We start from the raw sequence: 25,598 nt of genomic DNA on the forward strand, positions 1-25,598 counted from the left end.
GGCTCAGGCTCGGCGGGTGCGACGCCACCAGCGTCGGCGCGGCGCGGGCTCAGGGGCGGACGCTGGACTGGGAGAGGGAGGTGTCGGCTCGGGTGCCGGGTGGGCGACTCGCCAGCGTTCGAGGATCGTCTCGACGTCGACGACGACCACCGACGACGGCGGGCCGGCTGTCGCATGACTGTTGACGTAGCGGATCCGGCGATTGAGATCGTCGATCACGAGACGGACGGTGGTCTCGTCGGGGGCGGCCAGAGCGGCATCGATCGCCGCCTCGCGTTCAGCCCGGATTGCGATGGTGGGCGGCAGCCAGTCGATCTCTTCGTCTCGAAGTTTGGCCTTCACCCACCACATCTCGTCGTGCACGACGCCGATGTCGGCGATCGGCTTGCCCGCTCCGACGAGGTCGTCGAACGCTCCACCCCTCTGACCTTCGGTGATCTGGTGTTCGATCCACGATCGCCAACTCGCGCCGGTCGGCTTGCGCTCGGTCATCGGTTCATCATCTCATCTCGGCGTCGAGGACGGCCGCAGCGCGTTTGCCGTAGACGAGGGTCCACCCCCAGAACGCGACGAACGCGATCACACCGATGCCGACCCGCAGCGACGTCGGCCACGGTCGGCCAGTGACGAAGCCTTCGATGAGTCCGGCGACCGCGAAAGCGATGACGAGTCCGATCACGACGTTGCCGACCGCCCGGCCCTGCGCGGTGACCGCGTCCCATCGGGTCATGTCGCCGGGCGCGATGACCGACCATCCGAGCCGGAGTCCGGCAGCCCCCGCCACGATCACCGCCGAGATCTCGAGCAGCCCGTGCGGCAGGATCAACCCCCAGAACCGCTCCCACTCGCCGACGTGGGTGAACAGGCCGCCCGCCACGCCGACGTTGGCGCCGTTGTACGCCAGGATGAACACGGTGAACACGCAGAGCAGGATTCCCGCGGCGAAGGCGAGTACGGCGACGCGCACGTTGTTCAAGAACACCTGACTCGCGAAGTTCTGAGCCGGCTGACTCGAGTAGTAGCTCTCGAAGTCGTTGTCGATGTACGCCTGTGTGACCGCTTCGTCGCCGGTCAGGTCGAACGCGTCGGGCGACACCCCGATCCACACCTGGAACACGAGCCACGGGACCAGCGTCAGCAAGGCCGACACGAGGATGAACCGCCGGATCGACCACGTGGCGGCCGGGAACGTCACGACCAGGAACCGGGTGACCGCCCGCCGAACGTCGGTCTCGCGCTGCGCGTACAGGATGCCGTGCGCCTCGGCGACGAGGAACGTGAGCCGACCGACGATCGCCTCGTCGCCGCCGTACGCGACCCGGGCGTGCGCGAGGTGGCTGCCGGTGCGCTGGTACAGCCCGACCAACTCGTCGAGCTCGTGCGGAGACATCTGCTTCAACTTGCGGGCCCGCTCGGTGAGGTCGCCGAGGCGGGCCCACGAGTACTGGTGCGTCGCAACGAACGCATCGATGTCCATCGGTCCTCTACGGTAGACGCCACATGAGCTCGACATCGGGTGTGCGATGACAACCACCGAACACACCGGGATCATCACGCCCGAGGCGGTGGTCCTCGATGTCGAGACGGCGGGCTTCGCGTCACGGATCCTCGCCGGGGTGATCGACATGGCGGCGATCGTCATCTCGATGGCACTCGTCGGTGGCATCGTCTCGATCATCCTCGGCGGCGGCGATTCGACGTCGCAGACCGTGTTCGCCTTCACCTTCTTCGCGTTGATCTTCGGCTATCCGATCCTGTTCGAGACGTTCATGCGCGGCCGAACCCCCGGCAAGGTGGCACTCGGGCTGCGCGCCGTCACGATCGACGGGGCACCGATCCGCCTCCGCGAAGCCACGCTGCGGGCGATGGGCGGCATCGTCGACCGACTGCTCCCTCCCGGCGGGATCACCGGCGCGATCTTCGTCACGATCACCCCGCGCAACCAGCGCGTCGGTGATCTCATCGCCGGCACGATCGTCATCCGCGACCCGGTGAAGTTCGTGCCGTCACCCGCACTCTGGTTCAGCGCACCCGCCGGCCTGGAGACGTTCGCCGAGTCGATCGACCCGACCGCGATCACCGTCGAGCAGTACACGGTGATCCGCTCGTTCCTCACTCGGGGAGCGACGCTGTCTCCCGAGATCCGCTACGCGCTCGCCACCGACTTCGCCGACCGGTTGGCCGCCACGATCCGCCACCAGAACCATCGCGCCGTCCAGCCCGAGTACTTCCTGATCTGTGCCATGGCTCGTTACCAGCGAAGGTTCGGCCCCGGGCGTGCCAACAGCGTCGCCGTATCCTGAGCGCCGTGAGCATCACCTACCTCGACCACGCGGCCTCGACGCCGATGCGCCCCGAAGCGATCGAGGCGATGCTGCCGTTCTACTCCGAGGTCTACGCCAACCCGTCGGGGTCGCACCGTTTCGCTCGTCAGGCGCGACGAGCGATCGACGAGTCGCGAGACCGTGTCGCCGCCGTGCTCGGCTGCAAGCCCAACGAGGTCGTGTTCACCGGCTGCGGAACCGAGAGCGACAACATGGCCATCACCGGCGCCTTGGCCCGCTCGGGTGGCACGGCGGTCTGTTCGGCGGTCGAACACCACGCCGTGCTCGAAGTCGTCGAGCATTCGGGCGGCCGTGTGGTCGGCGTCGACGCGGTGGGGCGGGTCGACCTCGACGAGCTCGCCGCCACCCTCGACGAACTCGCGGCCGACAGCACCGGTGTGGCGATCGTGAGCGTCATGACCGTCAACAACGAGGTCGGCTCGGTCAACGATCTCGACGCCGTCGCCCGGATCGTCCGGCGGCACGCGACGGGCGCGCTGCTCCACACCGACGCGGTGCAGGCAGCCTCGTGGCTCGACCTGCGCACGGTCACCCCGCACGTCGACCTCCTTGCCCTGTCGGGGCACAAGTTCGGTGGACCGAAAGGTGTCGGTGTGCTCGTCGAACGAGGCGGACCGAAGGTCGACCCACTCATCATCGGCGGCGGGCAAGAACGCGAGCGGCGCAGCGGCACCCACAACGTGGCCGGCATCGTGGCGCTCGCCACGGCGCTCGAGGCGACCGACCGCGACCGCGATGGCGAACTCACCCGGATCTCGGCGCTGCGCGACCGGCTCCTCGACGGCTTGCTCGCGGGTCTCGACGACATCATCGAGACCGTGCCCCGAGCCGACAAGGTCGCGGGCAGCGCCCATGTCTGCATCGGCGGCATCGAGTCCGAGTCGCTGCTGTTCCTCCTCGACGAAGCCGAGCTGTGTGCCTCGGCGGCATCCGCGTGCGCGAGTGGAGCGATGGAGCCGTCGCACGTCCTCGCTGCGATGGGCGTCGACCCGCGACTCGCCGTCGGCGCGCTCCGTCTCAGCCTCGGCCACGAGACCACCGACGCCGACGTCGACCGCGCGCTCGATGTGATCATTGCCTCGGTCACGCGTCTCCGTCGCTGAACTGTCATAGCCTTGCGGGCGTGAAGGTGATGTGCGCGATGTCGGGTGGAGTCGACTCCTCCGTCGCCGCGCTCCTGCTGAAGGAAGCCGGCCACGAGGTCGTCGGCGTCACGATGAAGCTGTGGGGCGGTGACTCCGACACCGGATGCTGCTCGGTGTCGGACGTCGACGACGCACGCCGTGTCGCACAGCAACTCGACATCGACCACCTCGTGTTCAACTTCGGTGACGACTTCAACGAGCACGTCGTCGACCCGTACGTGCAGGCTCACGCGGCAGGGGTCACGCCCAACCCGTGCATCGAGTGCAACCGGTCGGTCAAGTTCGCCCGCCTCGCCGAGCGCGCCGACCTGCTCGGGTTCGACGCCGTCGCCACCGGGCACCACGCCAACATCGGTCGCACCGCCGACGGCCGCCTCACGCTCGAGCGCGGACACGACGACAAGAAGGACCAGAGCTACGTCGTGCACATGCTCGACCAGGCGCAGCTCGCTCGCACCATGTTCCCGGTCGGTGGCATGGACAAGACCGACGTCCGCGCTCGCGCCGCCGAGATCGACCTGCGCACCGCCGACAAGCCCGACAGCCAAGACGTGTGCTTCATCACCTCCACGGGCGGACGCACGACGTTCCTCGGCGACCGCATCGAGTTCCGGCCGGCCACGGTCGTCGACACGACCGGTGCCACGGTCGGACGCGTCGAATCGGTCGAGATGGTCACCGTCGGCCAGCGCAAGGGGCTCGGACTCCCGGGCGGCGGGCCGAAGCGGTACGTCGTCGACGTCAACGTCCCCAACCAGGTGGTCACGGTCGGCGACGACGCCGACCTGCTCCGAGCCGGTGTCGACGTGGTGGCCACGACCTGGATCGACGCACCGGTCGACGGTGACGTGCTCGTTCAGTGCAGCGCCCACGGCACCCCGATGCCCGCCACCATCGCCACCGCCGGCACCGACGTGTCGGTGGTGTGGCACGACCCCCAACGCCGCATCGCCCCCGGGCAGAGCGTCGTCTTCTACGACCTCGCCAACCTCCGCGTCTTGGGCGGAGGCGTCGCAACGGGCTAGCGGACGGGGAGGCCTCGGGCGTTGGCTCGGAGGAGGGCGGCGCCGGGGCGGCTTGGGGCCACCAGGAACGCCGTCATGTGGATCGCCTTGCCGTTGGGTTCCTGCGGTGTGAACGAGAACACCGTCGACACGCTCTCGGTCGTCGAGATCTCGATCGCGTAGCCACTCGCCGGCCCGGTGAGGTCGGCGGCCTGCGTGTCGGCCGGCGCGAGCCGGATCGAGCCGAGCTGGTTGGTCTTGACCATCAGCGTGTCGGCCAGGACGATCGGGTCGTGCACGACCAGACCGGCGGGCACCAGGACGAGCCACCGCTGCGCCATCAGCAGCCAGCGAGGGCCGACGTACGCCGTGAGTGCGATCGCGATGACGGTGAGCGGGAGACCGACGGCGAGGTTCGACGCACCGAGCGCCAACGGGCCGATCACGATCGCTGCCGCCCAGACCACCCACGTGACGATCGCTGCGGCCCCTGCGGCCACCGGAGCTCGCAGGAGCAGACGGTCCTCGTCGCCGTAGGCCGACTGCTGCACCATCCAGCGTCCGACGTCGGGGGTCATGAACACCGCGACGGCGACGAGCGACGGCACGGCGAGCAACGCCACGTCGGTCGCCGGTGCACCGCCGACGATCGTGGCGACCACGGCCACCAGCGACAGCGGTCCGACCACGCGGATCCAGGCCAACGACAGCGTCGACGGGATGAGCAGTGCCGCGACGACCGACCCCCACACCGTCCAGCCGCCGACCGCAGCGACCCAGCTGACGCCGCTCGAGCGGCCGTCGACCGCTGCGTCGATCGCACCACCACCCGCCGGCACGGCCAGCCAGGCGATGCGAGCGATCCACGGAAACGCCCGGCTCAGCGCGGTTGTCGGGTCGGTGTCAGCCATCGTCGTCCAGTATCGCTGCGTCCGACCGATTTGCCGACGAGGGCGACCACCGACCAACGTACGTCGATGGAGCTCATCACGTCGCCGCCTCCGGCCGACGACGTGAACGCGCCACGACCCGAGTCACCGTTCTCGAAGGGCCAGCTCATCGGGATCGGCAGCCTGCCGCACCGCGACGAGAAGGCAGCTGCTGCGTTCTCGATCGGTGAGTTCGACATCGCGACCGTCCCCACCCTGCCCAAGCGGTCGCCCGCCGAGGGGATGGTGGCCCAGGCGATCGTCGGGCTCCCGGGCGTGTCGCTCGGACAGTACGGCAGCCTCGCGGTCGACCCGACCCGGCTCGCCGACGACGTGCCGATCGAGACCGACCTCTCTGGCGACGCCTACGTCGGCCTGCGGGCCTTCCTCGACCTCGCCACGGCCATCAAGCTCGACGGTCGCCCGATCAAGTGGCAGTTCGTCGGTCCGGTCACGCTCGGCGTGGCCCTCCAACGAGCGGGGCTGCGGACCACGGCGGCGTTCTCGATCGCCGCCGCCGCCGTCCGTCAACACGTCCAGCACATCTCCGAGATGATCACCGACGTGCTCCCGACGAGCCCGCAACTGGTGATGCTCGACGAACCGTGGCTCGTCGAGCTGATGTCGCCCGACTTCCCGATTCCGCCCGGCGAGGCCGTCGACCTCATCTCCACCGCGATGGCCGCGGTCGAGAGCACGTCGACGGTCGGGCTGCACTGCTGCGGCCCGTGCGACGTGGCGACGATGTTGGCCACGGGGCCGTGTGTGATCTCGGTCGCGGTCACCGATCAGCTCCTCGACTACGCCGGCTACCTCGCTCGGTTCCTCCGCGACGGCGGCATCATCGCGTGGGGCGTCGTCCCGACCGACGGCCCGGCGATCACCTCGGCGAGCCGTCAGACGCGCATCCTCGAGGCGCTGTGGACCGAACTGGTCGAGCGCGGCGTCGATGCCGATGCCCTTCGAGAACAGAGCCTCGTGTCTCCGGTCTGCGGGCTCGTCGGCCATCAGGTGTCGGTGGCGCGCCGCCTCGTGCGCGTCAGCGGCGAAGTCGGCCGCGTGGCGTGTCGAACCCGGTCGTAGGCGACTGAGGTACGGCTTCGCTACGGTCTGTTCCGATGGCCGAGACGACCGCCCCCGATCGTGACCCAGCGGAGCGGTTGTCCGAACTCCGCGAGCTGGTCGCTCATCACAACGAGCGCTATCACAGCCTCGACGACCCGGAGATCAGCGACGCCGACTTCGACGCGCTGGCCCGCGAACTCCGGGCGCTCGAAGCGGAGCATCCCGACCTGATCACCCCCGATTCGCCGACGCAGCAGGTCGGCGGTGCCATCAACGCCAGTTTCGAGCCGGTCGAACACGCCGTGCCGATGATGAGCCTCGACAACGCGATGGACCGCGACGAGCTCGTCGCGTGGGCCGATCGTGTGGTCAAGGGGCTCGACGGTCAGGTGCCGACGTTCGTGTGCGAGTTGAAGTTCGACGGCCTCGCCATGAGCCTGCGCTACGAAGACGGCCGGTTCGTCCGAGCGGCGACGCGTGGCGACGGTCGCGTCGGCGAAGACGTCACGGCCAACGTGGCCACGATCGCCGATGTGCCCGACACGATCGGTTCGGCGTCGACACCCGCGCCGGCAGTGATCGAAGTGCGCGGCGAGGTCTACATGAGCACGTCGGCGTTCGAGCGACTCAACGAGCGAGCAGCCGCAGCCGGCGACAAGCCCTTCGTCAACCCGCGCAACTCGGCGGCGGGCAGCCTGCGGCAGAAAGACGCCGCCAAGACGGCCGAACGCGAGCTCTCGTTCTGGAGCTATCAGCTCGGCGAACTCCGCCACGGCGACGGACCGGTGCCCGAGTTGCACAGCCACTCCGACGAGCTGCGCTACATCGAGTCGCTCGGATTCCCGGTCGACTCGCATTCGTCGTCCGTCGATTCGATCGACGCGGTGGCCGCGACGTGTCTGCACTGGCAGGAGCATCGCCACGACCTCGACTTCGAGATCGACGGCGTGGTCGTCAAGGTCGACGACGCCAAGCAGCGCGAACTGCTCGGCTTCACCTCCCGCGCTCCTCGCTGGGCGATCGCGTACAAGTTCCCGCCCGAAGAACGCACCACCACGCTGCTCGACATCCAGGTGTCGGTCGGACGCACCGGTCGAGCCACACCCTTCGCCGTGCTCGACCCGGTCTTCGTCGGCGGGTCGACGGTGAGCATGGCCACGTTGCACAACCAAGACCAGGTCGCCGTCAAAGACGTCCGCCCGGGCGACACGGTCATCGTTCGCAAGGCCGGCGACGTCATCCCCGAGGTCGTCGGCCCGGTCATCACCGAGGGCGTCGAGCGCCCCGAGCCGTGGGTGTTCCCGACCAACTGCCCGGTCTGCGACACGCCGCTCGTCCGCCCCGAAGGCGAAGCCGACACTCGCTGTGTCGCGCCCGACTGCCCGGCGCAGCGCAACCAGAAGATCGCCTACTTCGCCTCGCGCGGGGCGATGGACATCGAAGGACTCGGCGAGCAGATGGTCGAGAAGCTCACCGACGCCGAGCTGATCAGAGACCCTGCCGACCTCTACAGCATCACCGTCGAGCAGTTGATCGAACTCGACCGGATCGGCCAGACCAGCGCACAGAACCTGGTCGACGAGATCGAGAAGTCGAAGACTCGCCCGCTCCCGAAGTTCCTCACCGCACTCGGCGTGCGCCACTTCGGCCCCGCCGCCACCAAGGCGCTCGTCGCGGAGTTCCACACCGTCGACGAGATCATGTCGAAGTCGGTCGAAGAACTCGCCGCCGTCGACGGTGTCGGCGAGGTCATCGCCAACACGGTCAAGACCTGGTTCGAACAGGAGGCCAACCGGGCCTACATCGAGAAGTTCCGCGCCGCAGGCGTCGACTTCGGCGACCCCGACGCCGCTCGCCTCGCCGCCGAGGCGAAGGCAAGCGTGCCGCAGACGCTCGAGGGCAAGGCGGTCGTCGTCACCGGCACGCTCGCCGCCTACAACCGCGAGGAGGCCGGCGAGGCGATCACGTCGCGTGGGGGCAAGAACCCCGGCAGCGTCAGCAAGAAGACCTTCGCGCTGGTGGTCGGCGAATCGGCGGGTGCCAGCAAACTCACCAAGGCCGAATCGCTCGGCGTCCCGATCATCGACGAAGCCGGCTTCGAGCACCTGCTCGCCACCGGCGAACTAGGTTCGGACGATGGCTGAACGGTCGGATCGTCAGGTGTCGCATCGGAGCTTCGTCTCCTACATCGACAAGTCGCGCGAGTACTACGCAGCGCACGGCTACGAGCAGCCCTACCGGTGGGCCGCCTTCGACGAGGTGCCGTTCGCTCCGCTGACCAGACCGCTCGCCGAGTCGAACGTCGCGGTCGTCACCACGTCGTTCCTCCATCACCACGACTCCCACTTCGGCGCGCCGGCAACCGACAAGCAGGTCTACTCGTACCCGGTCGCCGACGTCCCCGACCGGATGTTCACCGACGACCTGTCGTGGGACAAGGGCGAGACCCACACGAACGACACCGAGTCGTTCCTCCCGCTCCGGACGCTGCAGCGCCTCGCCGACGACGGCCGGATCGGCCGCGTCAACGACCGGTTCTTCGGCGTGCCGACCGAGTACAGCCAGCGCAAGACGGGTCTCGACGCCGAACAGATCGGCGAGTGGTGCGCCGACGACGGTGTCGACGTCGCGCTGCTCGTCCCGCTTTGACCGGTCTGTCACCAGACCGTGAGTCTGGTCGCACGCCATCTCGAAGCGCAGGGCATCGCCACGATCGTCGTCGGCAGCGCCCGTGACATCGTCGAAGAGTGCGGGGTCGCTCGCTTCCTGTTCGTCGACTACCCGTTGGGCAACCCGACGGGCAAGCCCGACGACGCCGACGACCACCGGTTCATCGTGTCGACCGCGCTCGACGTGCTCGAATCGGCGATCCTGCCGCGCACGACGGTGCAGGCTCCGGTGCACTGGGGCAACGACGACTGGCGGGACGCGTTCATGCCGGTGACCGACGAGAACCGGGCGTTCCTCATGGCGCAGGGCGACAAGCGCCGGGCGGCGCAGGCGGCCGGCAAGTAGCCGGTCGGAGGTAGCCGGTCAGATGACGTCGAACGACCAGCGGTACGAGCGAGCGCCGTTCTCGCGACCGTCTTCGATCCGCCAGTAGATCACCTGCGCGTTGTGGCGCCCTTCGGTGAACTCTTCGATGGGGGCGCCCTCCGACGGTTGGAAGCTGATCCGTGCGTTGCCCGGATCGAACACCGCCGTGGTCGGGTCTGTGGTCTGCTGCTGGCCGGGCTCGATGTCGTCGCGCACCTCGCCGAGGCGACTCGTCTCGAGTTCGATCCCGTCGATGACGAGCACGGCCTCGTAGCCGAACTCGAGGTCGACCATGATGTTCCCCTGCTGGAGCACCTGGATCGCGTTCTCGACCGGTGAGATCTCCTCGATCTCGTCGGGTCGGTCGATGCCGTCGGTGCCGGTCAGTGCTGACCCGACTCCCCAGGCGATGAGCGCCAGCCCGGCAGCGATGACGAAACATGCTGCGAGCAGGCCCTTGTCGACGCGCTTTCGGGGCGCGGCGGCACCGGTGTCGCCGTCGTCGGCCGACTCGATCGGCTCGATCTCGGCGGCGACGTCGAGGTCGTCGGGAGCGTCACTCACACAACCAGTGTGCCTGGCACCGTCGCCGATCGCGCAGGCGGTAGCGTTTTGCGTCTGGTGGCGAACATGGGATCTGAACAAGCTGACAATGGCCTCGACGGCCGCGTACTGGCCGACCGGTACCAGGTCGTTCGCGCCGGTCGACCCGGTGCGAACTCGGTCATCGCCGATGCCATCGACCTGCAGGCCGATCGCCCGGTCACGGTCAAGATCGTGCTGCCGGAGTTCGCCGCCGACGACGAGTTCCGCCGCAAGTTCCGACGCCTCGCCGAGCTGTCGAACGCGCTGACGCATCCGAACATCGCCTCAGTGCTCGACTGGGGCGAAGTCGAGTACGAGGGCGAGTCGACCGTGTTCTGGACCGTCGAGGCCCTCGGTGGAGGAAGCCTCCGCGATCTGCTCGATCGTGGCCGGCTGCTCGAACCGGGCCAGGCGTTGGTCGTCGGCCTCGAGGCGTGCCGAGCGCTCGACGCCGCCCACCAGAAGGGCATGTTCCACACCGAACTCACCCCGTCGAAGATGGTGTTCGGCGCCGACCGCCGCTTGCGCGTGATCGATTTCGGCATGGCCCGACTGCTCGGCGAGACCGTGTGGAGCGACGTGGCCAACGTGCCCACCCACGTGGCTCGCTACGCCTCACCCGAGCAGGCGCTCGGCCTCAACATCGACGCGAAGACCGACGTCTACGCCCTGTCGCTGGTGCTCGTCGAGTCGGTCACGGGAGCTGTGCCGTTCGCCGGCGACTCCACCCAGGCCACGCTCGCCAGCCGGATCGACAAGCTGCTCCCGGTGTCGGCCGACCTCGGTTCGCTCGCTGCGGTGCTCGAACGCGCCGGTCGCCCCGAATCCGCCGACCGGTTCACGGCTGCGGAGTTCGGTCGTGCACTGGTGCAGGCCGCCGGCAAGCTGCCCAAGCCCGAACCGATCCCGATCATCGCCACCGGCCTGTTCGACACGACCACGATGCGTCGCCCGTCCGACCCCACCGGCGGCGTCGAACGCCCGCCCGAGGCGCCCGAGCCCGAGACCGAGTCCGACACGCCGGAGCCCGAGACGCCCGAGCCCGACACCGTGCCCGAGCCGGTCGCGGTGCCCGAGCCGGAATCGCCCGCCGCCGACGATGCCGCGGACGCGCCCCCGACCGACGATGCCGAAACGCCCGACGATGCCGCACCTGCCGATGATGCCGAGCCGACCGATGATGCCGAGCCGACCGATGATGCCGCACCTGCCGACGACCTGCGGCTGATCTCCGACACCGGCCCGAACGGCACCGAACAGATGCCCGCCGCGGTCGCCGACTCCGCGCTGGCCGCCACGTCGCCGACCACAGCGCTTGGCATCACCGAACCCGACGAGATCGTCGAGCCGGCGATTCCGGCACCGGCAGCGTCACCGATCTTCGACGATCCCGACTTCGTCGAACCGCGCGACGGCACCGGCGAGATCTACGACGACCGGCCTCGCCGACGACGCAAAGGTCCGATCGTCCTGCTCGTGCTGCTCCTGCTCGCCGGCCTCGGTGGGCTGGCCTACGCCGGATCGTTGCTGCTCCAGACCAAGTCGTTCGAGGTCCCCGTCCTCGCCGGCACCGCCGAAGGCCCTGCCCGCAACCAGATCGAAGGCAACGGTTGGGAGATCTCGATCGAACGCGAGCGCAGCGACACGTTCCCCGAGCCCGGCACGGTCATCCGCACCGAGCCCGGTCCCGGGGTCGACCTCGAAGAAGGCGAGGCGATCACGCTGGTGCTGTCCGACGGGTTCGAGTTCCGGGCGCTTCCCGATGTCACGAACCTCACGGCCGAGGCGGCGCGAGCGCAGCTCGAAGATCTGCTGCTGGTCGTCACCGAGGCACCCGAACGGGAGTTCTCCGAAGACGTACCCGCCGGGACGGTCATCGCATGGCAGGTCGTCGGCAACGCCACCCTCGAAGCGGGTGCCAACGTGCTGCCCGGCGACGCGGTGGAGCTCACCGTGTCGAAGGGCCCGGAGCCACGACAAACGCCCGATGTGGCGGGGTCGACGCTCGACGAGGCCACCGCGGCACTCGCCGAGCTGCAACTCGAGATCGCCGTCGGCGACGAAGTGTTCAGTGACGAGGTCGAGATCGGCCGCATCGTGGCGCAGTCACCCGCCGTGGGCGAGCAGATCGAACGGGGCGGCGTCGTCACCGTGCAGGTCTCGAAGGGCCCCGACTTCATCGCGCTGCCCGACCTCGATGGCCTCGGCTATCGAGAAGCCGAGGAGCTCCTGCTCTCGACCGGCTTCGAGATCGGAACGCTGCTCGGCACCACCGACGGCACGTTCGTGCAGTTGACGATCGACGGCGAGGAGGTGGCGGTCGGTACCGAGTACCGCCGCGGCCAGGTCGTCGACGTCATCTTCCTGTAACCGTCCTTTCGCCCCGACGACTCGTCGTTCACTACGGTTCTGGAATGACGTCACTCGATGGCCGAGTCGCAATCATCACCGGCGCTGGCCGGGGGATCGGACGAGAGCACGCGCTCTACTTCGCGTCGCAGGGAGCTCGCGTCGTCGTCAACGACCTCGGTGGCGCCAACGACGGCGCCGGGTCCGACGACACTCCCGCCGAGGAGGTCGCGGCCGAGATCCGCGCCGCCGGCGGCGAAGCGATCGCCAACCACGACAACGTCGCCGACTGGACCGGTGCGGAGCAGATGGTGCAGACGGCCATCGACGCGTACGGCGACCTCGACATCCTCGTCAACAACGCCGGGATCCTGCGCGATCGCACGATCGTCAACATGACCGAGGCCGAGTGGGACGACGTCGTCGCCGTCCACATGAAAGGCCACTTCGTTCCGACCCGTCACGCGGCCGTCTACTGGCGCGCCGAGCACAAGGCCGGACGTTCGAAGCGCCGCAACCTCGTCAACACGTCGAGCACGTCGGGTCTGTTCTCCAACCCGGGCCAGGCCAACTACGGGGCTGCGAAGTCGGGCATCGCCACGTTCAGCCAGATCGCGGCAAAAGAACTCGAGCGCTACGGCGTGGTGAGCAACTGCATCGCTCCCGGCGCTCGCACCCGGCTCACCCTGGCCACCCCAGGACTCGAAGAGATCATGTCGCCCGACGGTCCCGGCTTCGACGTGTGGGACCCGGCCAACATCTCGCCGCTCGTCGCCTACCTGAGCACCGAGCAGTGTGCGTTCAACGGCGAGACGTTCTTCGTCCAGGGTGGCGCCGTCAAGCGAGTCGAGTCGTGGATGATGTCGGATTCGGTCGAGCAGTCCGAACGATGGACGGTCGAAGGGCTGGCCGAGGCGTTGGCCCCGCTCGCCGATCCCGACGCCGCGAATGCCAGCTGAGCAGGCACTATCGTCATCGCCATGTCCTACCCGTTTCTCTCCGAAGAATGGATGAGCGCAGCACGCGCCATCCGTGAGAAGTACGCCGACCAGGTGCCCGAGGTCGAGGCCGACCTGCGCATCAACCAGGTGATCCAAGAGGTTCCGTTCGGCGACGGTGAGGTCGAGAGCTACCTCGACACCTCGTCGGGCAAGGTCGTGATGGAACTCGGCTCGCTCGACGAACCCGACGTGACGATCACCACCGACTACGACACCGCTCGAGCGCTCTTCGTCGACCAGGACCCGGCGATCGCCATGCAAGCGTTCATGAACGGCAAGGTCAAGGTCCAGGGCGACATGATGAAGCTCATGGCCATGCAGACGGCGCTCCCGTCCAACGAGTTCTCCGAGAAGATCGCTCAGGAGATCAAGGACATCACCGAAGGGTGACCGCTGCGCTGCATCGCCGTCTGGCCGTCGGCATCGTGGGAGCACTCGTGCTCGCATCCTGTGGCTCCGACGACGTCGAACCGCTGGAGTCACCGGTCGGGCTCGACATCGACGAGGTCGACGAGATCCTCGCCGAGCTGACCGACGCCGGATTCTGCGACCCCGCCGACGTCGACGACCTCGGCCTGGTCACCGCCATGCACTTCGTCGTGCAGGGCCAGATCCAGGCGCCGTGCTATGCCGACGGTGGGCTCGACGACCAGCGGCTGCTCGCCGCGTGGGACGGGCTCACCTCGATCACCCCGAGCGAACTCGTCTCCGACGTGAGCCTCCTCGCCGGGTTCGAACCCTGCAGCGACTGCGACACGCTCGCGTTCGTCTCCGCACTCGACGAGGAGTCGTCGTTCTTCCTCATGGCGGTCGACGTCGTGTCGGGCGACGACGACCCGAACGAACTCCTGCTCACGATGCAACACGAGCTCACCCACGTGTTCAACCAGAAGCCCGGTTCCCAACTCGATCTCGACGTCGACCCCGACTCGTGCGACACGTACTTCAACGGCACGGGCTGCTTCACCGACGACTCGTACATGGCTGCGTGGATCGAGGAGTTCTGGTCCGACGACCTGCTCGACGAACTCCCGGCCGACGGTGCGCCCAACGACGACGACACGGCCGCCGACCTGTGCGACGCCGAACCGACCTTCCTCGGCTCGTATGCGGCAACCCATCCCGAAGAGGACTTCGCCGAGTCGTTCTCGGCCTACGTGTTCGACATCGACGTTCCCGACAGCCTCGGCGAGAAGATGGCGTTCTTCGACGACTACCCCGAGTTCGTCGAGATCCAGCGCAACGCCGAGGCGGCGGGTCTGTCGGGTCTGCCGAACAACTTCGACGTCTGCGGCTGACGCGAGTTCAGTCGCGCGTGATCGTCGCGGTCGATGTGGTGACCGAGTCGAGGAACGCGTGGTCGATCTCGAACCCGAACCCCGGCGAGCGCGGCACGGTCACGTGGCCGTCGGTGATGGTGATCGGGTCGACGACGATGTCACGCTCGTAGAATCGGGTCGACGCGCTGATGTCGCCGGGCAACGTGAAGCCGGGAAGCGCCGCGAGCATGGCGTTGGCGGCGCGGCCGATGCCGGTCTCGAGCATGCCGCCGCACCAGACCGGCACGCCGCGGTCGACGCACAGATCGTGGATGCGAACCGCCTCCAGGTAGCCGCCGACGCGGCCCGGCTTGATGTTGGCGATCTCGCAGGCGCCGAGCTCGATGGCGTCGGCCGTGCCGCTCGCCGAGACCAGTGACTCGTCGAGGCAGATCGGCGTCTCGACCTCGTCGGCGAGACGGGCGTGGCCGATGATGTCGTGTTCGGGCAGTGGCTGCTCGATGAGCAACATGTCGAACTCGTCGAGCCTCGCCAGGTGGCGTCCGTCGGTGCGGGTGTACGCCGTGTTGGCGTCGACCTGCAGCGGCATGTCGGGGCCGATCAGCTCGCGCACGGCAGCGACGTGCTCGATGTCGGCTCCCGGTTCGATCTTGAGCTTGATGCGGACGTAGCCGTCGTCGACGTACCGCTGGACGGTGGCGAGCAGATCGTCGACGTCGTCGTGGATCCCGACGCTCACGCCGCTGGGGATGGTGGTGGCCGTGGCGCCGATGTGGTCACCGAACGACACGCCGGCCGCCCGGAGCTGTGCGTCGAGCAGCGCCATCTCGAGCGCTCCCTTGGCCATGGGATGGCCGTGCAGCGTGGCGAGCCGGGTGGCCACGTCGGACGCGTGGAGGTCGTCGCCGGTAAGCAGCCGACCGAGCAGATGCTCGGTGATGACGTGCTGCGCCCCGTCGACGTACTCGGGGGAGTAGGTCGGTTCGGTCAGCGCCACGCACTCACCCCACCCTTCGGTGGAGCTGCCGTCGGTCGAGCGCCAGTCGACCCGCACCAGCAGAATGTCGCGCTCGCGCTCGACGCCGAAACTGGTCCGGAACGGCGACACCAGCGGCAGCGCGATCCGGCGCAGTTCGACCCGCTCGACGCGACCCGGCTCCAAGCCGCTCACGAGCCCACCTCGATGACGTACTCGCCGTTGCGGGTGAAGCCGACGATGCGGTCGCCGCGCTCGATCGCCTCGCTCAGCGCGGCGCGCGATCGCTGACGCCACTGCTTCACGTCGTTCGGGTCGGTGCGGCGCAGCGTGACGATGTCGTCGGGCGTCGGAACCAGCAGGTGGTCGGCGCCCGAGGCGATCAGCTCCGAACCGTCGCGGAGCGGCGCGTTCGGGTCGGTCGCGACGCTCCATGCGACGAGCAGTCGGTCGGACTCGTCGCCCTGGTTGATCGCGTCGCTCATCTCGCCGTAGAACGACGGCAGGTACTCGTGGACCTCGGCGCCGAGCACGGCGATGTTGAACCACGCGTTGCGCCGCACGAGCGGGTCGTACGTCCACACGATCCAGTCGATGCCCTGGTCGGCGGCCCACGCCTGCTGGTGGAGCTTCATCGCCCGCCCGAGCCCGGTCTTGCGGGCGCCCGGCAGCAAGCCGGTGATGTGGCTGTGCAGCGCCGGCTGGTCGAGGTGGCGCGCCAGGATCGCGACCGACGCTCCCAGGATGCGCTCTTCGCCTCCGCGGGAGTCGTAGGCGGCGCTGACGTAGCCGTTCGAGTGCGACACGGCCATCAGCATCTCGATCGTGACGAGCTCGGTGACCGAGCCCCACACCTGGCGGAAGACCTCGACGAGGCCGACCATCTCGTCGGCGCGGTGCAGTGTGCGGATCTCGATGCCGTCGGGCGGATGCAGACCGCCGTCGTCGATCGTGTCGTCGGTTCCTGATGTCTCGATGGTGCTCATGCAACTCCGTTGTCGCTGGCGGTGGTCGTGTGCTGGTGCGGCGCAGCGTCGAACGTGCCGCGGGCAATACGGTACGCGCTGCGCACCGCCAGCGCCTCACGAATCTCGGGGCCGACGTCGTCGCTGAACTCGGAGCGATACGTGTCGTCGGTGGTGAGCACGACGGTGAAGTACATGCCGGAGAACGCGCCGAGGAAGATCGACACCCGCAGGAGTGCTTCGGAGAGGATCAACGTGCGCCCGCCGAGCCCGGTGGAGACGAGCACGTTGATGTCGTCGAGGCGAGTCCAGGCCAGTGCGGTCGGCTCGGTGACCGAGAAGAAGCCGAAGCCGACGAAGAACACGGTGAGCGCCAACGTGACCAGGGTGATCTGCAGCGCCTGTCCGAACAGCACGACGAGGCCGATGTTGAGGCGCTGTCGGATCCGGAGCGGGTCGGTGGGATGTGCGTCGCTGTCGGGGACGGCGAGGTGAGCGGCGGGCGTGTCGTCGAGGTGAGCCCGAACGTCGTCCCAGCTCGCGAACGTGTTCACGTCTCGGATCACGCTCGGCACCCGGCTCAGCGCGAACGTCGCTCCCAACCCGAAGAACGTGAAGATCACCACCAGGTACGGCAGCCCGTAGAGGGTGCCGGCCAGCTCCCACACCTCCGCGTTGATGAACAAGAACGTGTTGAACAGCAGCAGCAACGGAAGCGCCCTGGCGACGAGGGAGCCGAGGCTCGAGAGCTGCTGCGCGCCTCGTCGGGAGGCCCACTTGAGCAGCGGACCGACGCCGTAGGCCGACCAGAGATAGATGACGGCGAGCAGGACGAGCGCGACGACGACGTTCTCGATGGCATCTTCGACCTGGCCGAACAGCAACACCGGGAGCGGCGGCCCGAGCACGAACAGCGCCAGCTCGGGCGGGTCGATGTCGGTCGGTCGGGCGAACGTGGCCACGCCGCGCAGCCGGTTGCTGATCGCCCACGCCGCGGCGAGCATCACCACGACCAGCGCCGCGGCGGCGAGGTTCTCGGCGAGCGACCATTCGTAGAGGTCGAGCGCGTTGAATCCGAGCAGCAGATAGGCGACCACCAGCAGCGGCAGCGCGCGGGTCCACGCATCGAGAATCGAGCCGTCGGTCTTGCGCTCGACGAAGTGCGGCACGCCGCGACCGACGAACCATCGCTCGATCTCGATCAGGTCGTGGTCGACCGCGTCGGTCGCGCGTTCCGCTGGGTCGGTCACGCTGCTGAACCTACTCGCCATCATTCACACTGAACGGTTCGTCAAATTGGGTGCACGGTGGCCGTTGCGCCGATAGGCATGTCGTCGTATGGCACGCATTCTCGTCACGGAAGAAATCGCAGAAGGCGGCCTCGACCGCCTCCGAGCGATCGGTCACGACGTCGACGTCCAGGTCGGGCTGTCGCCTGACGAGCTGGTCTCGACCATTCCCGGTGCCTCGGCGCTGATCATTCGCTCGGCGACCCAGGTCACCGACGAGGTGCTCGCCGCCGCAACCGACCTGATGGTCGTCGGTCGCGCCGGTATCGGGCTCGACAACGTCGACGTCCCGTCGGCGACCGCTCGCGGCGTCATGGTGGTCAACGCCCCGCAGTCGAACATCGTGTCGGCTGCCGAACACACGATGGCGCTCCTGCTCGCTTCGGCGCGCAACGTGCCCCAGGCCCACGCCGCACTCGTCGAGGGCCGCTGGGAGCGCAGCAAGTGGGAAGGCGTCGAACTCGTCGACAAGACGCTCGGCGTCGTCGGCCTCGGCCGCATCGGCAAGCTCGTCGCCGACCGAGCCAAGGGCTTCGGCATGCGCCTCGTCGCCTACGACCCCTTCGTCTCCGAAGACCGCGCCCGTCAGATGGGCGTCGAGCTGCTCGAACTCGATCAGCTCGTTGCGGAGTCCGATTTCCTCACCGTGCACCTGCCGAAGACCCCCGAGACGTTGGGCCTCATCAACCGTGACCTGCTCGTCAAGGCCAAGCCGTCGCTGCGCATCATCAACGTGGCTCGCGGTGGCATCGTCGACGAGGCCGACCTCGCCGAGTGCCTCAACGACGGCATCGTCGCCGGTGCGGCACTCGACGTGTTCTCGACCGAGCCGATGACCGAGTCGCCGCTCTTCTCGATCCCGTCCGTGGTGGTCACCCCGCACCTCGGTGCCAGCACCCGTGAAGCACAGGACAAGGCCGGCGACACGATCGCCACGATGGTCGAGCTGGCGCTCGCCGGAGACTTCGTGCCGTTCGCGGTCAACGTCAACGCCGCCGAGGCCAACGAGACCATCCGGCCGTACCTGCCGCTCGCCGAGCGTCTCGGCAGCCTGTTCCAGTCGCTCGTCGGTGCCACCCCCGACGTGCTCGAGGTCTGTGTCGAAGGCGAGATCGCCGGATACGACACCCGCATCCTCGAGCTCGCCGTGCTGAAGGGCTACTTCGGCTCGATCACCTCCGACCCGGTCACCTACGTCAACGCTCCGCAGCTGGCGAAGGACCGCGGGCTCGAAGTGCGTGAGGTCAACTGCGCCACGTCGGCCGACTACGTCAACCTGCTCACGATCCAGGGCGGCGGCCACAAGATCAGCGGCACGCTGAGCGGCCCGAAGGCCGAGCAGCGCGTCGTCAACATCGACGACGTGCCGTTCGACGTGCCGCCGGTCGACAACATGGTCGTCATCACCAACGACGACCGCCCCGGCGTCATCGGCACCGTGGGAACGTTGCTCGGTTCGGCCGAGGTCAACATCGCCGACATGGACGTGAGCCGCACCGACGACTCGACGGCCGTGATGCTGATCGCACCGACCAAGACGGTGCCGGCCGAGGTGCTCGACGACCTGCGTCAGGCCCCCGGCATCATCAGCGTCATCACGCTCTCGACCTGAGGCTGGCGGCGGTCTTCTCGGCTTCGGCGCGGGCCGCTTCGGCGAAGTCGTCGCCCGCGCTGGCGTAGAGGATCGCTCGCGACGAGCTCACGATCAGGCCGCGTCCCGCAGCGGACGCCCCGTGTTCCATCACGGTGGCGGCGTCGCCCCCCTGCGCGCCGACACCGGGGACGAGCAGCGGGAGATCGCCGACGATCGTGCGCACGTCGGCGAGTTCGGTCGGATACGTCGCGCCCACCACGAGCCCACACTCGCCGAGCTGCGACCACTGGTCGGCGACGCGTTCGGCGACGTGCACGTACAGCGGCTTGCCGCCGTGCTCGGCCGACGACACGATCGACTGGAAGTCGTCGCCACCCGGGTTGCTGGTACGGCAGAGCAGGATGATGCCCGACCCGTCGCTGTTGTTCTTCTCGGAGAAGAACGGTTCGATCGAGTCGGTGCCGAGGTACGGGTTGACCGTGACGGCGTGCGCTCCGTATCGGCCGAACGCCTCGTGCGCATAGTGATCGGCGGTGGAACCGATGTCGCCGCGTTTCGCGTCGAGGATCAGCGTGACATCGGGGTGGTTCTCGCGGATGTACGTGCAGATGTTCTCGAGCGCCTGCTCACCACGCTGGCTGGCGAAGTAGGCGATCTGCGGTTTGAATGCGCAGGCGATGTCGGCGGTGGCGTCGATGATCGCCCGGCAGAAGCGCTCGGTCGCATCGGGAGCACCGTCGAACACCGATGGATAGCGGGCCGGGTCGGGGTCGAGACCGACGCAGAGCATCGATCCGGCAGCGGTCCAGGAACGTTCGAGTTGCGCATGGAATCCCACGCCGCCGAACCTACCGGTCGCCGAGCAGGTCGAGCAGATACTGGCGAGGCGTCGTGAGCAGTTCGGAGGCGGCGCAGGCGTCGGCGTCGGCGGGCGCAGCGCCGTCGGCCCACACGACCAGTGGCCGGTCGCTGTGGCCGAGGTCGACTCGCGCCAACGGATCGGTGGTGACACTCACGCCACGCACGTCGTCCGGACAGCTCAGTTCGACGATGCGGACCGCATGGGCCAGCACGTCGCGCGGGATCGGTCGGTCGAGCAGCGACGCCGGCACGTGGCGGATACCGGGGTCGAGCGAGCGGGCTTGCTTCACCACGAGCCGCGTCGGCTCGACGGTGCCGTCGAGGCGCGCCGGCCAGCCGGCGTCCATCGTCCGGAACTCGAAGTCGAGGGTGATCGAGCTGCTCCGCTGCTCGACGGTGAGCGCCTCGTTGGCCCGTGCGAGCCAGGTCGTGGCGACGTCGAGCAACTGATCGAACAGCTCGGTGAGCGCTTTGTCGTCGAGCACTTCGTCGGAGTCGGCGATCGACGACGTGGCGACGCGCTCGATGGCGAGGTCGCCGCCGGCGGTCTGTCGGACCACGCGGACGATCTCGGGCGACGCGTCGTCGTCGACCGTCGCGTTGGTCACGCTCACCGCGCCGGCCTGGACGTTGACCTCCATCACCGCAGCGGTGCCCGGCTCGGGGCGGATCGTGAGCGTCGCGACGCCGTTGTTCAGTTCGAGTTCGTCGTCGAAGCGAGGGTGGACCAACACGGCCATCGCCCCGCTGGCGTGGTCGACGTTCTCGCGGCGACGCTCCTCGAAGGCGATCGAGCTCCAGTACGAACTCCAGGTGCGCAGGATCGCTCGTTCGATGGTGCGATGGTGGTCGTCGCTGTCGGCGAGCAGTTCGGGGTCGACGAAGCCGGTGTTCGAGTCGTAGAGGCCCGCACCGTTGAATCCCTCGATGTCTTCGACGCTGCTCGAAGATCGAAAGCGCAGCCCCTGGGTCGGGGAGAGGTCGGCGAAGCCGGCCCGGATCTCGGCGGTCAGCAGCGACAGCGTGGTCGGGTCGATCGGGCGGCTTCGAACGAGCCGGACCAAGCCGTCGCCGGCCAACACGTCCCCGAGCGGTGTGTCGGCGTTGGCGTCGGTGAAGTCGTCGGCGAACGACGCATCGGCATCGGACGGGAAGCGCTCGTCGTACTCGTCGCGTCCTTCGAGGAGGAGGAACCGGCTGCGCACCGACGAGTCGCCCGCTGCGTGCTGGAGCACGGCGTCGATCTCGTCGGCGAACTGCGCTTCGTGCTCGCGGTACGAACGAACGGTGATCGCCAGCGCATCGGTGGGCATCGTGACGGTGCCGGGTGTGGCCAACTCGACGAACCCGACCGCCTTTCCGCCGATCAGGGGGCGGAGCGATCCGAGCGTGGCGGCGTCGAGCGTGGTGTCGATGTCGTCGATGCGTCGCGTGTACGGGGCGGTCGTCAGGTCGACCGCCGGTACCGAGATCGGAGCGAGGCCCTGAGCGGCCTGCCAGCCGGCGTACTCGTCGTCGGTGAGCGGGATGATCTCGAGGGTGCCGTCGTCGGTCGCGCTGACGAGTACGGGTGCCCGGACGCGGCCGAGTTGATCGAGGGTCGGGTCGTCGGCGAGCCCGGCGAGGAACGCGTTGGGAATCCCTCGGTTGAGGGCGAGGACGTTGACGTGGGCGAGTGGGGTCTGCGGTGTGCCGGTGATGAGCCCGTTGCCGGGCGGGAGGTCGTCGGGGGCGACGTCGATCGCGACGATGTCGTCGGGCCCGGCGTCGCCGAGCGACCATCGGCCGCCGTCGGTCACCACGAGGAGCCGTCCGGCGGCGACGCCTGACGAGTAGACCTGAGTGTCGCCGGGATTCGAGAGCTCGTCGTAGCCGACGATGCGATCTCGATCGGGGCCGTCGGCGCGTTCGATCGCCGCAGCGGTGATCTCCTGTGGACGCGAACGCGGGACCCATTGGAGCCGTTCGGCGATCTCGTCGGGCACCGATGCGCCGATGACGTCGAAGTAGGTCTCCATCTGCTCGAGCGTGACCTCGTCGCTGTACTCGAGTTCGATCACCCAGCGGTCCGTGCCGGTGTCGGGGTCGGGGGTGCGGATGAGCGCACCGAGACCGATCCGGCGATCGGCTGACGCGTCGAGCGCGCTGGCGTAGAAGGCGGGGGAGTAGAGGCGATCGAGCGTGGTGAACCGGAGGTCGAGTGGGAGCCGGTCGCGGTGTTCGTCGGCCCACGCGTAGAGCTCGGCGACGGAGTCGAACGACAGGCCGTCGACGGGCGCGGTGTCGAAGCCGCGGACGGTCAGGCCGTTGACGAGCTGGAACCAGTACCACTCGTCGTGGAGGGTGTAGAAGCCGCTGTCGAGCCAGACGATCCCGGGGTCGGTGCTGAACTCGGTGATCGAGAACTTCACGACCGACTGGTCGCCGAGGCCGTCACGGGCGAGCGCGTCGTAGTCGGCGACGGTACGAAGCCGGTCGGCGGTGCGCGAGGCGGGGTCGACGAGCGGCGCACCGTCGGGCACGGTCGTCGGTGCGGTGGTCGTGCTCGGAGCGAGCGACGTGGTCGTCGACGGGGCGGTCGACTCGCCAGACCCGGTGCACGCCGCGGCGAGCAGCGCCAGGCCCACGACGATCGAGATGACACGCTTCATGTCGGTTCAGACGTTCGAACCGGGCGCCGGGTTCCCCGGCAGGTGCTCAGGTGACCGTGATCGCGGCGGTCGGACACATGTCGGCCGCCTCGTTGACCTTGTCGGCCAACTCGGCACCCGGCTCCTCCTGGAGCACGTAGAGGTAGCCGTCACTGCGGACCTCGAAGACCTCGGGGCAGACCTGCATGCAGGCGCCGGTGGATGCGCAGAGATCGAAGTCGACAGAGACCTTCATGATGTTTCCCCCAAGAGGCTGGTGATCGGTGACGGTGTGTTCAGTTCTTGGCCTGACGGTAGCCGTCGGCGGTGGCCGCCTCGGCATCGGTGTAGCAACGCTCCGGCTTGGTGCGGTCGTAGAAGCGGCCGCCGGGTACGTGGAAGATGCCGGACTTGTCGTTGGCCTTGATCGGATGCGAGATCGGACACGATCCGTCGTCGAGCGCGTCGACCCAACCCGTGGGTGCCGGTGCGTCAGCCGTGGGGCTGGCCGGCGTCACCGGCGCGAGTGGCGGCCACTCGGGCGGGTCGAGCGCATCGACGTCGCGCTGGTCGCGCCACCACGAGTACGCCGCACCGCCCGCTGCGGCGATCAGCACGACCCAGAGCGAGCGGCGGACCATCGCAACGAGCAGCGTCATGTGTGCAGGTTACAGCTGGCGTTCGAACGCTGCGAGAACCGCTCGCAGCGACGCCGTGGTGATGTTCGCACTCTTGCCGACACCCCAACGGATGTCTCCACCGCCGCGCACCGTCTCGATGTAGGCGACCGCGCTGGTGTTGGCACCCTGCCCGATCGCGTGCTCCGAGTAGTCGAGCACGTCGAACTCACCGCTCACCCGCTCACCGAACTCGAGCAACAGCGCGGCGACGAATGCTTCGACCGGCCCGTCGCCTTCTCCACGGATCGACCGTGGCGCACCATCGACCTCGACTTGAGCTTGAATCACGGTCCGACCACTGTGTTCGGACGAGCTGGTGTTGAGCTCGTGCGACTTCAAGACGAATCGCGGCTCCGACGGCAGGTACTCACTCTGGAACTGGTCCCACATGAGTCCCGGGCTGATCTCGGTGCCGGTGTCTTCGGTGATGTGCTGGATCGTCTTCGAGAACTCGATCTGGAGGCGGCGCGGCAGGTCGAACCCGTGCTCGGTCTTCATCACGTAGGCGACGCCGCCCTTGCCCGACTGGCTGTTGACCCGGATCACGGCCTCGTAGCTGCGTCCGACGTGCTTCGGATCGATCGGCAGGTACGGCACGGCGAACATGTCGTACTCGCCGGTGGCGGGGTCACGCTTGGCATCGAGCGCGTCGAGACCCTTCTTGATCGCGTCCTGGTGGCTGCCGGAGAACGCCGTGTAGACGAGGTCGCCGACGTACGGATGGCGTGGCGAGACGGGCAGGCGGTTGCAGTACTCGGCGACACGACGCAGTTTGTCGATGTCCGACACGTCCAAGCGTGGGTCGACGCCGTTCATGAACAGGTTCATGGCGAGGTTGACGACGTCGACGTTGCCGGTGCGCTCGCCGTTGCCGAACAAGGTGCCCTCCACGCGATCGGCGCCCGCCATCACGCCGAACTCCGCTGCGGCGACGGCGCAGCCTCGATCATTGTGCGGGTGCAGCGACACGATCACCGCGTCACGCTGCGGAATCGTGCGGCCGAACCACTCGATCACGTCGCCGTAGACGTTGGGGGAGTAACACTCGACCGTTGCTGGAAGGTTCAGGATGATCGGCTCGTCGGGAGTGGGGGCGATGACGCCCATGACGGCTTCGCACACCTCGATGGCGTACTCCGGCTCGGTCAACGTGAAGCTCTCGGGGCTGTACTCGTAGCGGATCTGCGTGCGGCTGCCGTCGGGGAGTACCGGCAGGTCGGCCTCGGCGGCCTTGCACATCGTCGCCCCGTTGACGGCGACGTCCTTGATACCGGCCTTGTCGAGGTTGAACACGACCTCGCGCTGCAGCGGGTTGGTCGAGTTGTAGAAGTGGACGATCGCCCGTGGGGCGCCGGCGAGCCCTTCGTAGGTGCGTTCGATGAGTTCGGGGCGGCACTGGACCAGCACCTGGATCCAGACGTCGTCGGGGATCAGGTCGTCGTCGATGAGCTGGCGCAGGAAGTCGAAGTCGGGCTGGCTGGCCGACGGGAAGCCGATCTCGATCTCCTTGAAGCCCATGGCGACGAGTTCGGTGAACATCCGCAGCTTGCGGGCAGGGTCCATCGGGTCGATGAGGGCCTGGTTGCCGTCGCGGAGGTCGACCGAGCACCAGATCGGTGCTGCATCGATCGTGACGTTGGGCCACGTGCGGTCGTCGAGCACGATCGGCACGAACGGTGCGTACTTGTCGAACGGCATCGGGGTCGGTTGAGCGGGTTGCGGGGGCATCGGATTCTCCGGATTCTTCGAGCGGGGTTGGGACGTACGGCGGGTGAAAAATGAAAGAGCCCCCGACCTGGGCGGCGGGGGCAAACGGGCGAACGCAAAAAGACGGCGTTCGCCCTACATAAGGAGAAGCAGCGTC

General features: G+C 68.1%; 24 protein-coding genes. 12 read left to right on the forward strand and 12 right to left on the reverse strand.

Features of this window, described 5'->3' with window-relative positions:
- Window positions 1–3 precede the first annotated feature (3 nt).
- Complete coding sequence (locus tag YM304_RS06270; protein ID WP_015440813.1) at window positions 4–492, reverse strand: DnaJ family domain-containing protein; 489 nt, start codon at window positions 490–492, stop codon at window positions 4–6.
- Between the two features lie 7 nt (window positions 493–499).
- On the reverse strand, window positions 500–1,477 hold the full coding sequence (locus tag YM304_RS06275; protein ID WP_015440814.1) for a stage II sporulation protein M: 978 nt from the start codon (window positions 1,475–1,477) through the stop codon (window positions 500–502).
- Between the two features lie 46 nt (window positions 1,478–1,523).
- Here YM304_RS06275 and YM304_RS06280 point away from each other — a divergent pair, with 46 nt between their 5' ends.
- The 3 genes from YM304_RS06280 to mnmA are packed head-to-tail and all read left to right on the forward strand — an operon-like array spanning window position 1,524 to window position 4,515.
- Window positions 1,524–2,303: an RDD family protein gene (locus YM304_RS06280; RefSeq protein ID WP_015440815.1), complete on the forward strand. Its 780-nt coding sequence runs from the start codon at window positions 1,524–1,526 to the stop codon at window positions 2,301–2,303.
- A 5-nt stretch (window positions 2,304–2,308) separates the two neighbouring features.
- Window positions 2,309–3,448 carry a cysteine desulfurase family protein gene (locus YM304_RS06285; RefSeq protein WP_015440816.1) on the forward strand — a complete coding sequence of 380 codons (1,140 nt, stop codon included), beginning with the start codon at window positions 2,309–2,311 and terminating at the stop codon, window positions 3,446–3,448.
- Complete coding sequence (gene mnmA / locus YM304_RS06290) at window positions 3,445–4,515, forward strand: tRNA 2-thiouridine(34) synthase MnmA (RefSeq protein WP_269448372.1); 1,071 nt, start codon at window positions 3,445–3,447, stop codon at window positions 4,513–4,515. The genes YM304_RS06285 and mnmA overlap by 4 nt, the downstream gene beginning before the upstream one ends.
- Here mnmA and YM304_RS06295 read toward each other — a convergent pair.
- Window positions 4,512–5,405, reverse strand: coding sequence for a hypothetical protein (locus YM304_RS06295; RefSeq protein WP_015440818.1), 894 nt, complete (start codon window positions 5,403–5,405; stop codon window positions 4,512–4,514). The genes mnmA and YM304_RS06295 overlap by 4 nt on opposite strands.
- 66 nt (window positions 5,406–5,471) lie before the next feature.
- On the opposite strand from YM304_RS06295, the gene YM304_RS06300 reads away from it, so the two are divergent.
- From YM304_RS06300 to YM304_RS23755, 4 genes are read left to right on the forward strand one after another with little or no spacing between them, the layout of a single operon-like run.
- Window positions 5,472–6,506 (forward strand): uroporphyrinogen decarboxylase/cobalamine-independent methonine synthase family protein, encoded by a 1,035-nt coding sequence (locus tag YM304_RS06300; RefSeq protein ID WP_015440819.1) that lies wholly within the window; start codon window positions 5,472–5,474, stop codon window positions 6,504–6,506.
- 35 nt (window positions 6,507–6,541) lie between these two features.
- Entirely contained in the window at window positions 6,542–8,632 is a 2,091-nt protein-coding gene (gene ligA / locus YM304_RS06305) for an NAD-dependent DNA ligase LigA (protein ID WP_015440820.1), read from the forward strand.
- Entirely contained in the window at window positions 8,625–9,137 is a 513-nt protein-coding gene (locus tag YM304_RS23750; protein ID WP_015440821.1) for a glycine/sarcosine/betaine reductase selenoprotein B family protein, read from the forward strand. Before ligA ends, YM304_RS23750 begins: the two co-directional genes overlap by 8 nt.
- Window positions 9,138–9,155: 18 nt before the next feature.
- The gene (locus YM304_RS23755) at window positions 9,156–9,503 is read left to right on the forward strand and encodes a hypothetical protein (RefSeq protein ID WP_015440822.1); all 348 of its coding nucleotides are present in this window, start codon (window positions 9,156–9,158) and stop codon (window positions 9,501–9,503) included.
- 18 nt (window positions 9,504–9,521) lie between these two features.
- On the opposite strand, the gene YM304_RS06315 is transcribed toward YM304_RS23755, so the two are convergent.
- Complete coding sequence (locus YM304_RS06315; protein WP_015440823.1) at window positions 9,522–10,088, reverse strand: hypothetical protein; 567 nt, start codon at window positions 10,086–10,088, stop codon at window positions 9,522–9,524.
- Between the two features lie 66 nt (window positions 10,089–10,154).
- Here YM304_RS06315 and YM304_RS06320 point away from each other — a divergent pair, with 66 nt between their 5' ends.
- Genes YM304_RS06320 through YM304_RS06335 form a run of 4 tightly spaced genes read left to right on the forward strand, consistent with a single transcriptional unit; the run spans window position 10,155 to window position 14,757 of the window.
- A complete protein-coding gene (locus YM304_RS06320; protein WP_015440824.1) occupies window positions 10,155–12,479 on the forward strand; it encodes a PASTA domain-containing protein in 2,325 nt (774 codons plus the stop codon).
- A 44-nt stretch (window positions 12,480–12,523) separates the two neighbouring features.
- Window positions 12,524–13,417: an SDR family oxidoreductase gene (locus YM304_RS06325; RefSeq protein ID WP_015440825.1), complete on the forward strand. Its 894-nt coding sequence runs from the start codon at window positions 12,524–12,526 to the stop codon at window positions 13,415–13,417.
- A gap of 21 nt (window positions 13,418–13,438) precedes the next feature.
- Window positions 13,439–13,849, forward strand: coding sequence for an SCP2 sterol-binding domain-containing protein (locus YM304_RS06330; protein ID WP_015440826.1), 411 nt, complete (start codon window positions 13,439–13,441; stop codon window positions 13,847–13,849).
- Window positions 13,846–14,757 (forward strand): hypothetical protein, encoded by a 912-nt coding sequence (locus YM304_RS06335; RefSeq protein ID WP_015440827.1) that lies wholly within the window; start codon window positions 13,846–13,848, stop codon window positions 14,755–14,757. The genes YM304_RS06330 and YM304_RS06335 overlap by 4 nt, the downstream gene beginning before the upstream one ends.
- 7 nt (window positions 14,758–14,764) lie before the next feature.
- On the opposite strand, the gene menC is transcribed toward YM304_RS06335, so the two are convergent.
- Genes menC through YM304_RS06350 form a run of 3 tightly spaced genes read right to left on the reverse strand, consistent with a single transcriptional unit; the run spans window position 14,765 to window position 17,930 of the window.
- Window positions 14,765–15,910 (reverse strand): o-succinylbenzoate synthase, encoded by a 1,146-nt coding sequence (gene menC / locus YM304_RS06340; RefSeq protein WP_015440828.1) that lies wholly within the window; start codon window positions 15,908–15,910, stop codon window positions 14,765–14,767.
- The gene (locus YM304_RS25375; protein ID WP_015440829.1) at window positions 15,907–16,701 is read right to left on the reverse strand and encodes a hypothetical protein; all 795 of its coding nucleotides are present in this window, start codon (window positions 16,699–16,701) and stop codon (window positions 15,907–15,909) included. The genes menC and YM304_RS25375 overlap by 4 nt, the downstream gene beginning before the upstream one ends.
- The gene (locus YM304_RS06350; protein WP_015440830.1) at window positions 16,698–17,930 is read right to left on the reverse strand and encodes a hypothetical protein; all 1,233 of its coding nucleotides are present in this window, start codon (window positions 17,928–17,930) and stop codon (window positions 16,698–16,700) included. The genes YM304_RS25375 and YM304_RS06350 overlap by 4 nt, the downstream gene beginning before the upstream one ends.
- A gap of 88 nt (window positions 17,931–18,018) precedes the next feature.
- On the opposite strand from YM304_RS06350, the gene serA reads away from it, so the two are divergent.
- The gene (gene serA / locus YM304_RS06355; protein ID WP_015440831.1) at window positions 18,019–19,581 is read left to right on the forward strand and encodes a phosphoglycerate dehydrogenase; all 1,563 of its coding nucleotides are present in this window, start codon (window positions 18,019–18,021) and stop codon (window positions 19,579–19,581) included.
- Here serA and pyrF read toward each other — a convergent pair.
- The 5 genes from pyrF to leuA are packed head-to-tail and all read right to left on the reverse strand — an operon-like array spanning window position 19,565 to window position 25,432.
- Window positions 19,565–20,401: an orotidine-5'-phosphate decarboxylase gene (gene pyrF, locus YM304_RS06360; RefSeq protein ID WP_015440832.1), complete on the reverse strand. Its 837-nt coding sequence runs from the start codon at window positions 20,399–20,401 to the stop codon at window positions 19,565–19,567. The genes serA and pyrF overlap by 17 nt on opposite strands.
- 10 nt (window positions 20,402–20,411) lie before the next feature.
- Complete coding sequence (locus YM304_RS06365; RefSeq protein WP_015440833.1) at window positions 20,412–23,075, reverse strand: PEP/pyruvate-binding domain-containing protein; 2,664 nt, start codon at window positions 23,073–23,075, stop codon at window positions 20,412–20,414.
- 46 nt (window positions 23,076–23,121) lie between these two features.
- Window positions 23,122–23,310 carry a ferredoxin gene (locus YM304_RS06370; RefSeq protein ID WP_015440834.1) on the reverse strand — a complete coding sequence of 63 codons (189 nt, stop codon included), beginning with the start codon at window positions 23,308–23,310 and terminating at the stop codon, window positions 23,122–23,124.
- Window positions 23,311–23,350: 40 nt separating this feature from the next.
- Window positions 23,351–23,713, reverse strand: a complete 363-nt coding sequence (locus YM304_RS06375; RefSeq protein WP_015440835.1) for a sunset domain-containing protein — start codon at window positions 23,711–23,713, stop codon at window positions 23,351–23,353.
- A 9-nt stretch (window positions 23,714–23,722) separates the two neighbouring features.
- A complete protein-coding gene (gene leuA / locus YM304_RS06380) occupies window positions 23,723–25,432 on the reverse strand; it encodes a 2-isopropylmalate synthase (protein ID WP_154723336.1) in 1,710 nt (569 codons plus the stop codon).
- Between the last annotated feature and the right edge of the window lie 166 nt (window positions 25,433–25,598).

This window comes from Ilumatobacter coccineus YM16-304 (assembly GCF_000348785.1).
Taxonomy (GTDB): domain Bacteria; phylum Actinomycetota; class Acidimicrobiia; order Acidimicrobiales; family Ilumatobacteraceae; genus Ilumatobacter_A; species Ilumatobacter_A coccineus.

Coding starts and splice junctions, on each gene's coding strand:
- YM304_RS06295 (WP_015440818.1), bottom strand. CDS start 5,405: ATGGCTGACACCGACCCGACAACCGCGCTGAGCCGGGCGTTTCCGTGG.
- YM304_RS25375 (WP_015440829.1), bottom strand. CDS start 16,701: ATGAGCACCATCGAGACATCAGGAACCGACGACACGATCGACGACGGC.
- YM304_RS06270 (WP_015440813.1), bottom strand. CDS start 492: ATGACCGAGCGCAAGCCGACCGGCGCGAGTTGGCGATCGTGGATCGAA.
- YM304_RS06320 (WP_015440824.1), top strand. CDS start 10,155: ATGGGATCTGAACAAGCTGACAATGGCCTCGACGGCCGCGTACTGGCC.
- serA (WP_015440831.1), top strand. CDS start 18,019: ATGGCACGCATTCTCGTCACGGAAGAAATCGCAGAAGGCGGCCTCGAC.
- YM304_RS06280 (WP_015440815.1), top strand. CDS start 1,524: ATGACAACCACCGAACACACCGGGATCATCACGCCCGAGGCGGTGGTC.
- YM304_RS06275 (WP_015440814.1), bottom strand. CDS start 1,477: ATGGACATCGATGCGTTCGTTGCGACGCACCAGTACTCGTGGGCCCGC.
- YM304_RS06370 (WP_015440834.1), bottom strand. CDS start 23,310: ATGAAGGTCTCTGTCGACTTCGATCTCTGCGCATCCACCGGCGCCTGC.
- YM304_RS23750 (WP_015440821.1), top strand. CDS start 8,625: ATGGCTGAACGGTCGGATCGTCAGGTGTCGCATCGGAGCTTCGTCTCC.
- ligA (WP_015440820.1), top strand. CDS start 6,542: ATGGCCGAGACGACCGCCCCCGATCGTGACCCAGCGGAGCGGTTGTCC.
- YM304_RS06325 (WP_015440825.1), top strand. CDS start 12,524: ATGACGTCACTCGATGGCCGAGTCGCAATCATCACCGGCGCTGGCCGG.
- YM304_RS06330 (WP_015440826.1), top strand. CDS start 13,439: ATGTCCTACCCGTTTCTCTCCGAAGAATGGATGAGCGCAGCACGCGCC.
- YM304_RS06300 (WP_015440819.1), top strand. CDS start 5,472: ATGGAGCTCATCACGTCGCCGCCTCCGGCCGACGACGTGAACGCGCCA.
- leuA (WP_154723336.1), bottom strand. CDS start 25,432: ATGCCGTTCGACAAGTACGCACCGTTCGTGCCGATCGTGCTCGACGAC.
- YM304_RS06375 (WP_015440835.1), bottom strand. CDS start 23,713: ATGACGCTGCTCGTTGCGATGGTCCGCCGCTCGCTCTGGGTCGTGCTG.
- YM304_RS06365 (WP_015440833.1), bottom strand. CDS start 23,075: ATGAAGCGTGTCATCTCGATCGTCGTGGGCCTGGCGCTGCTCGCCGCG.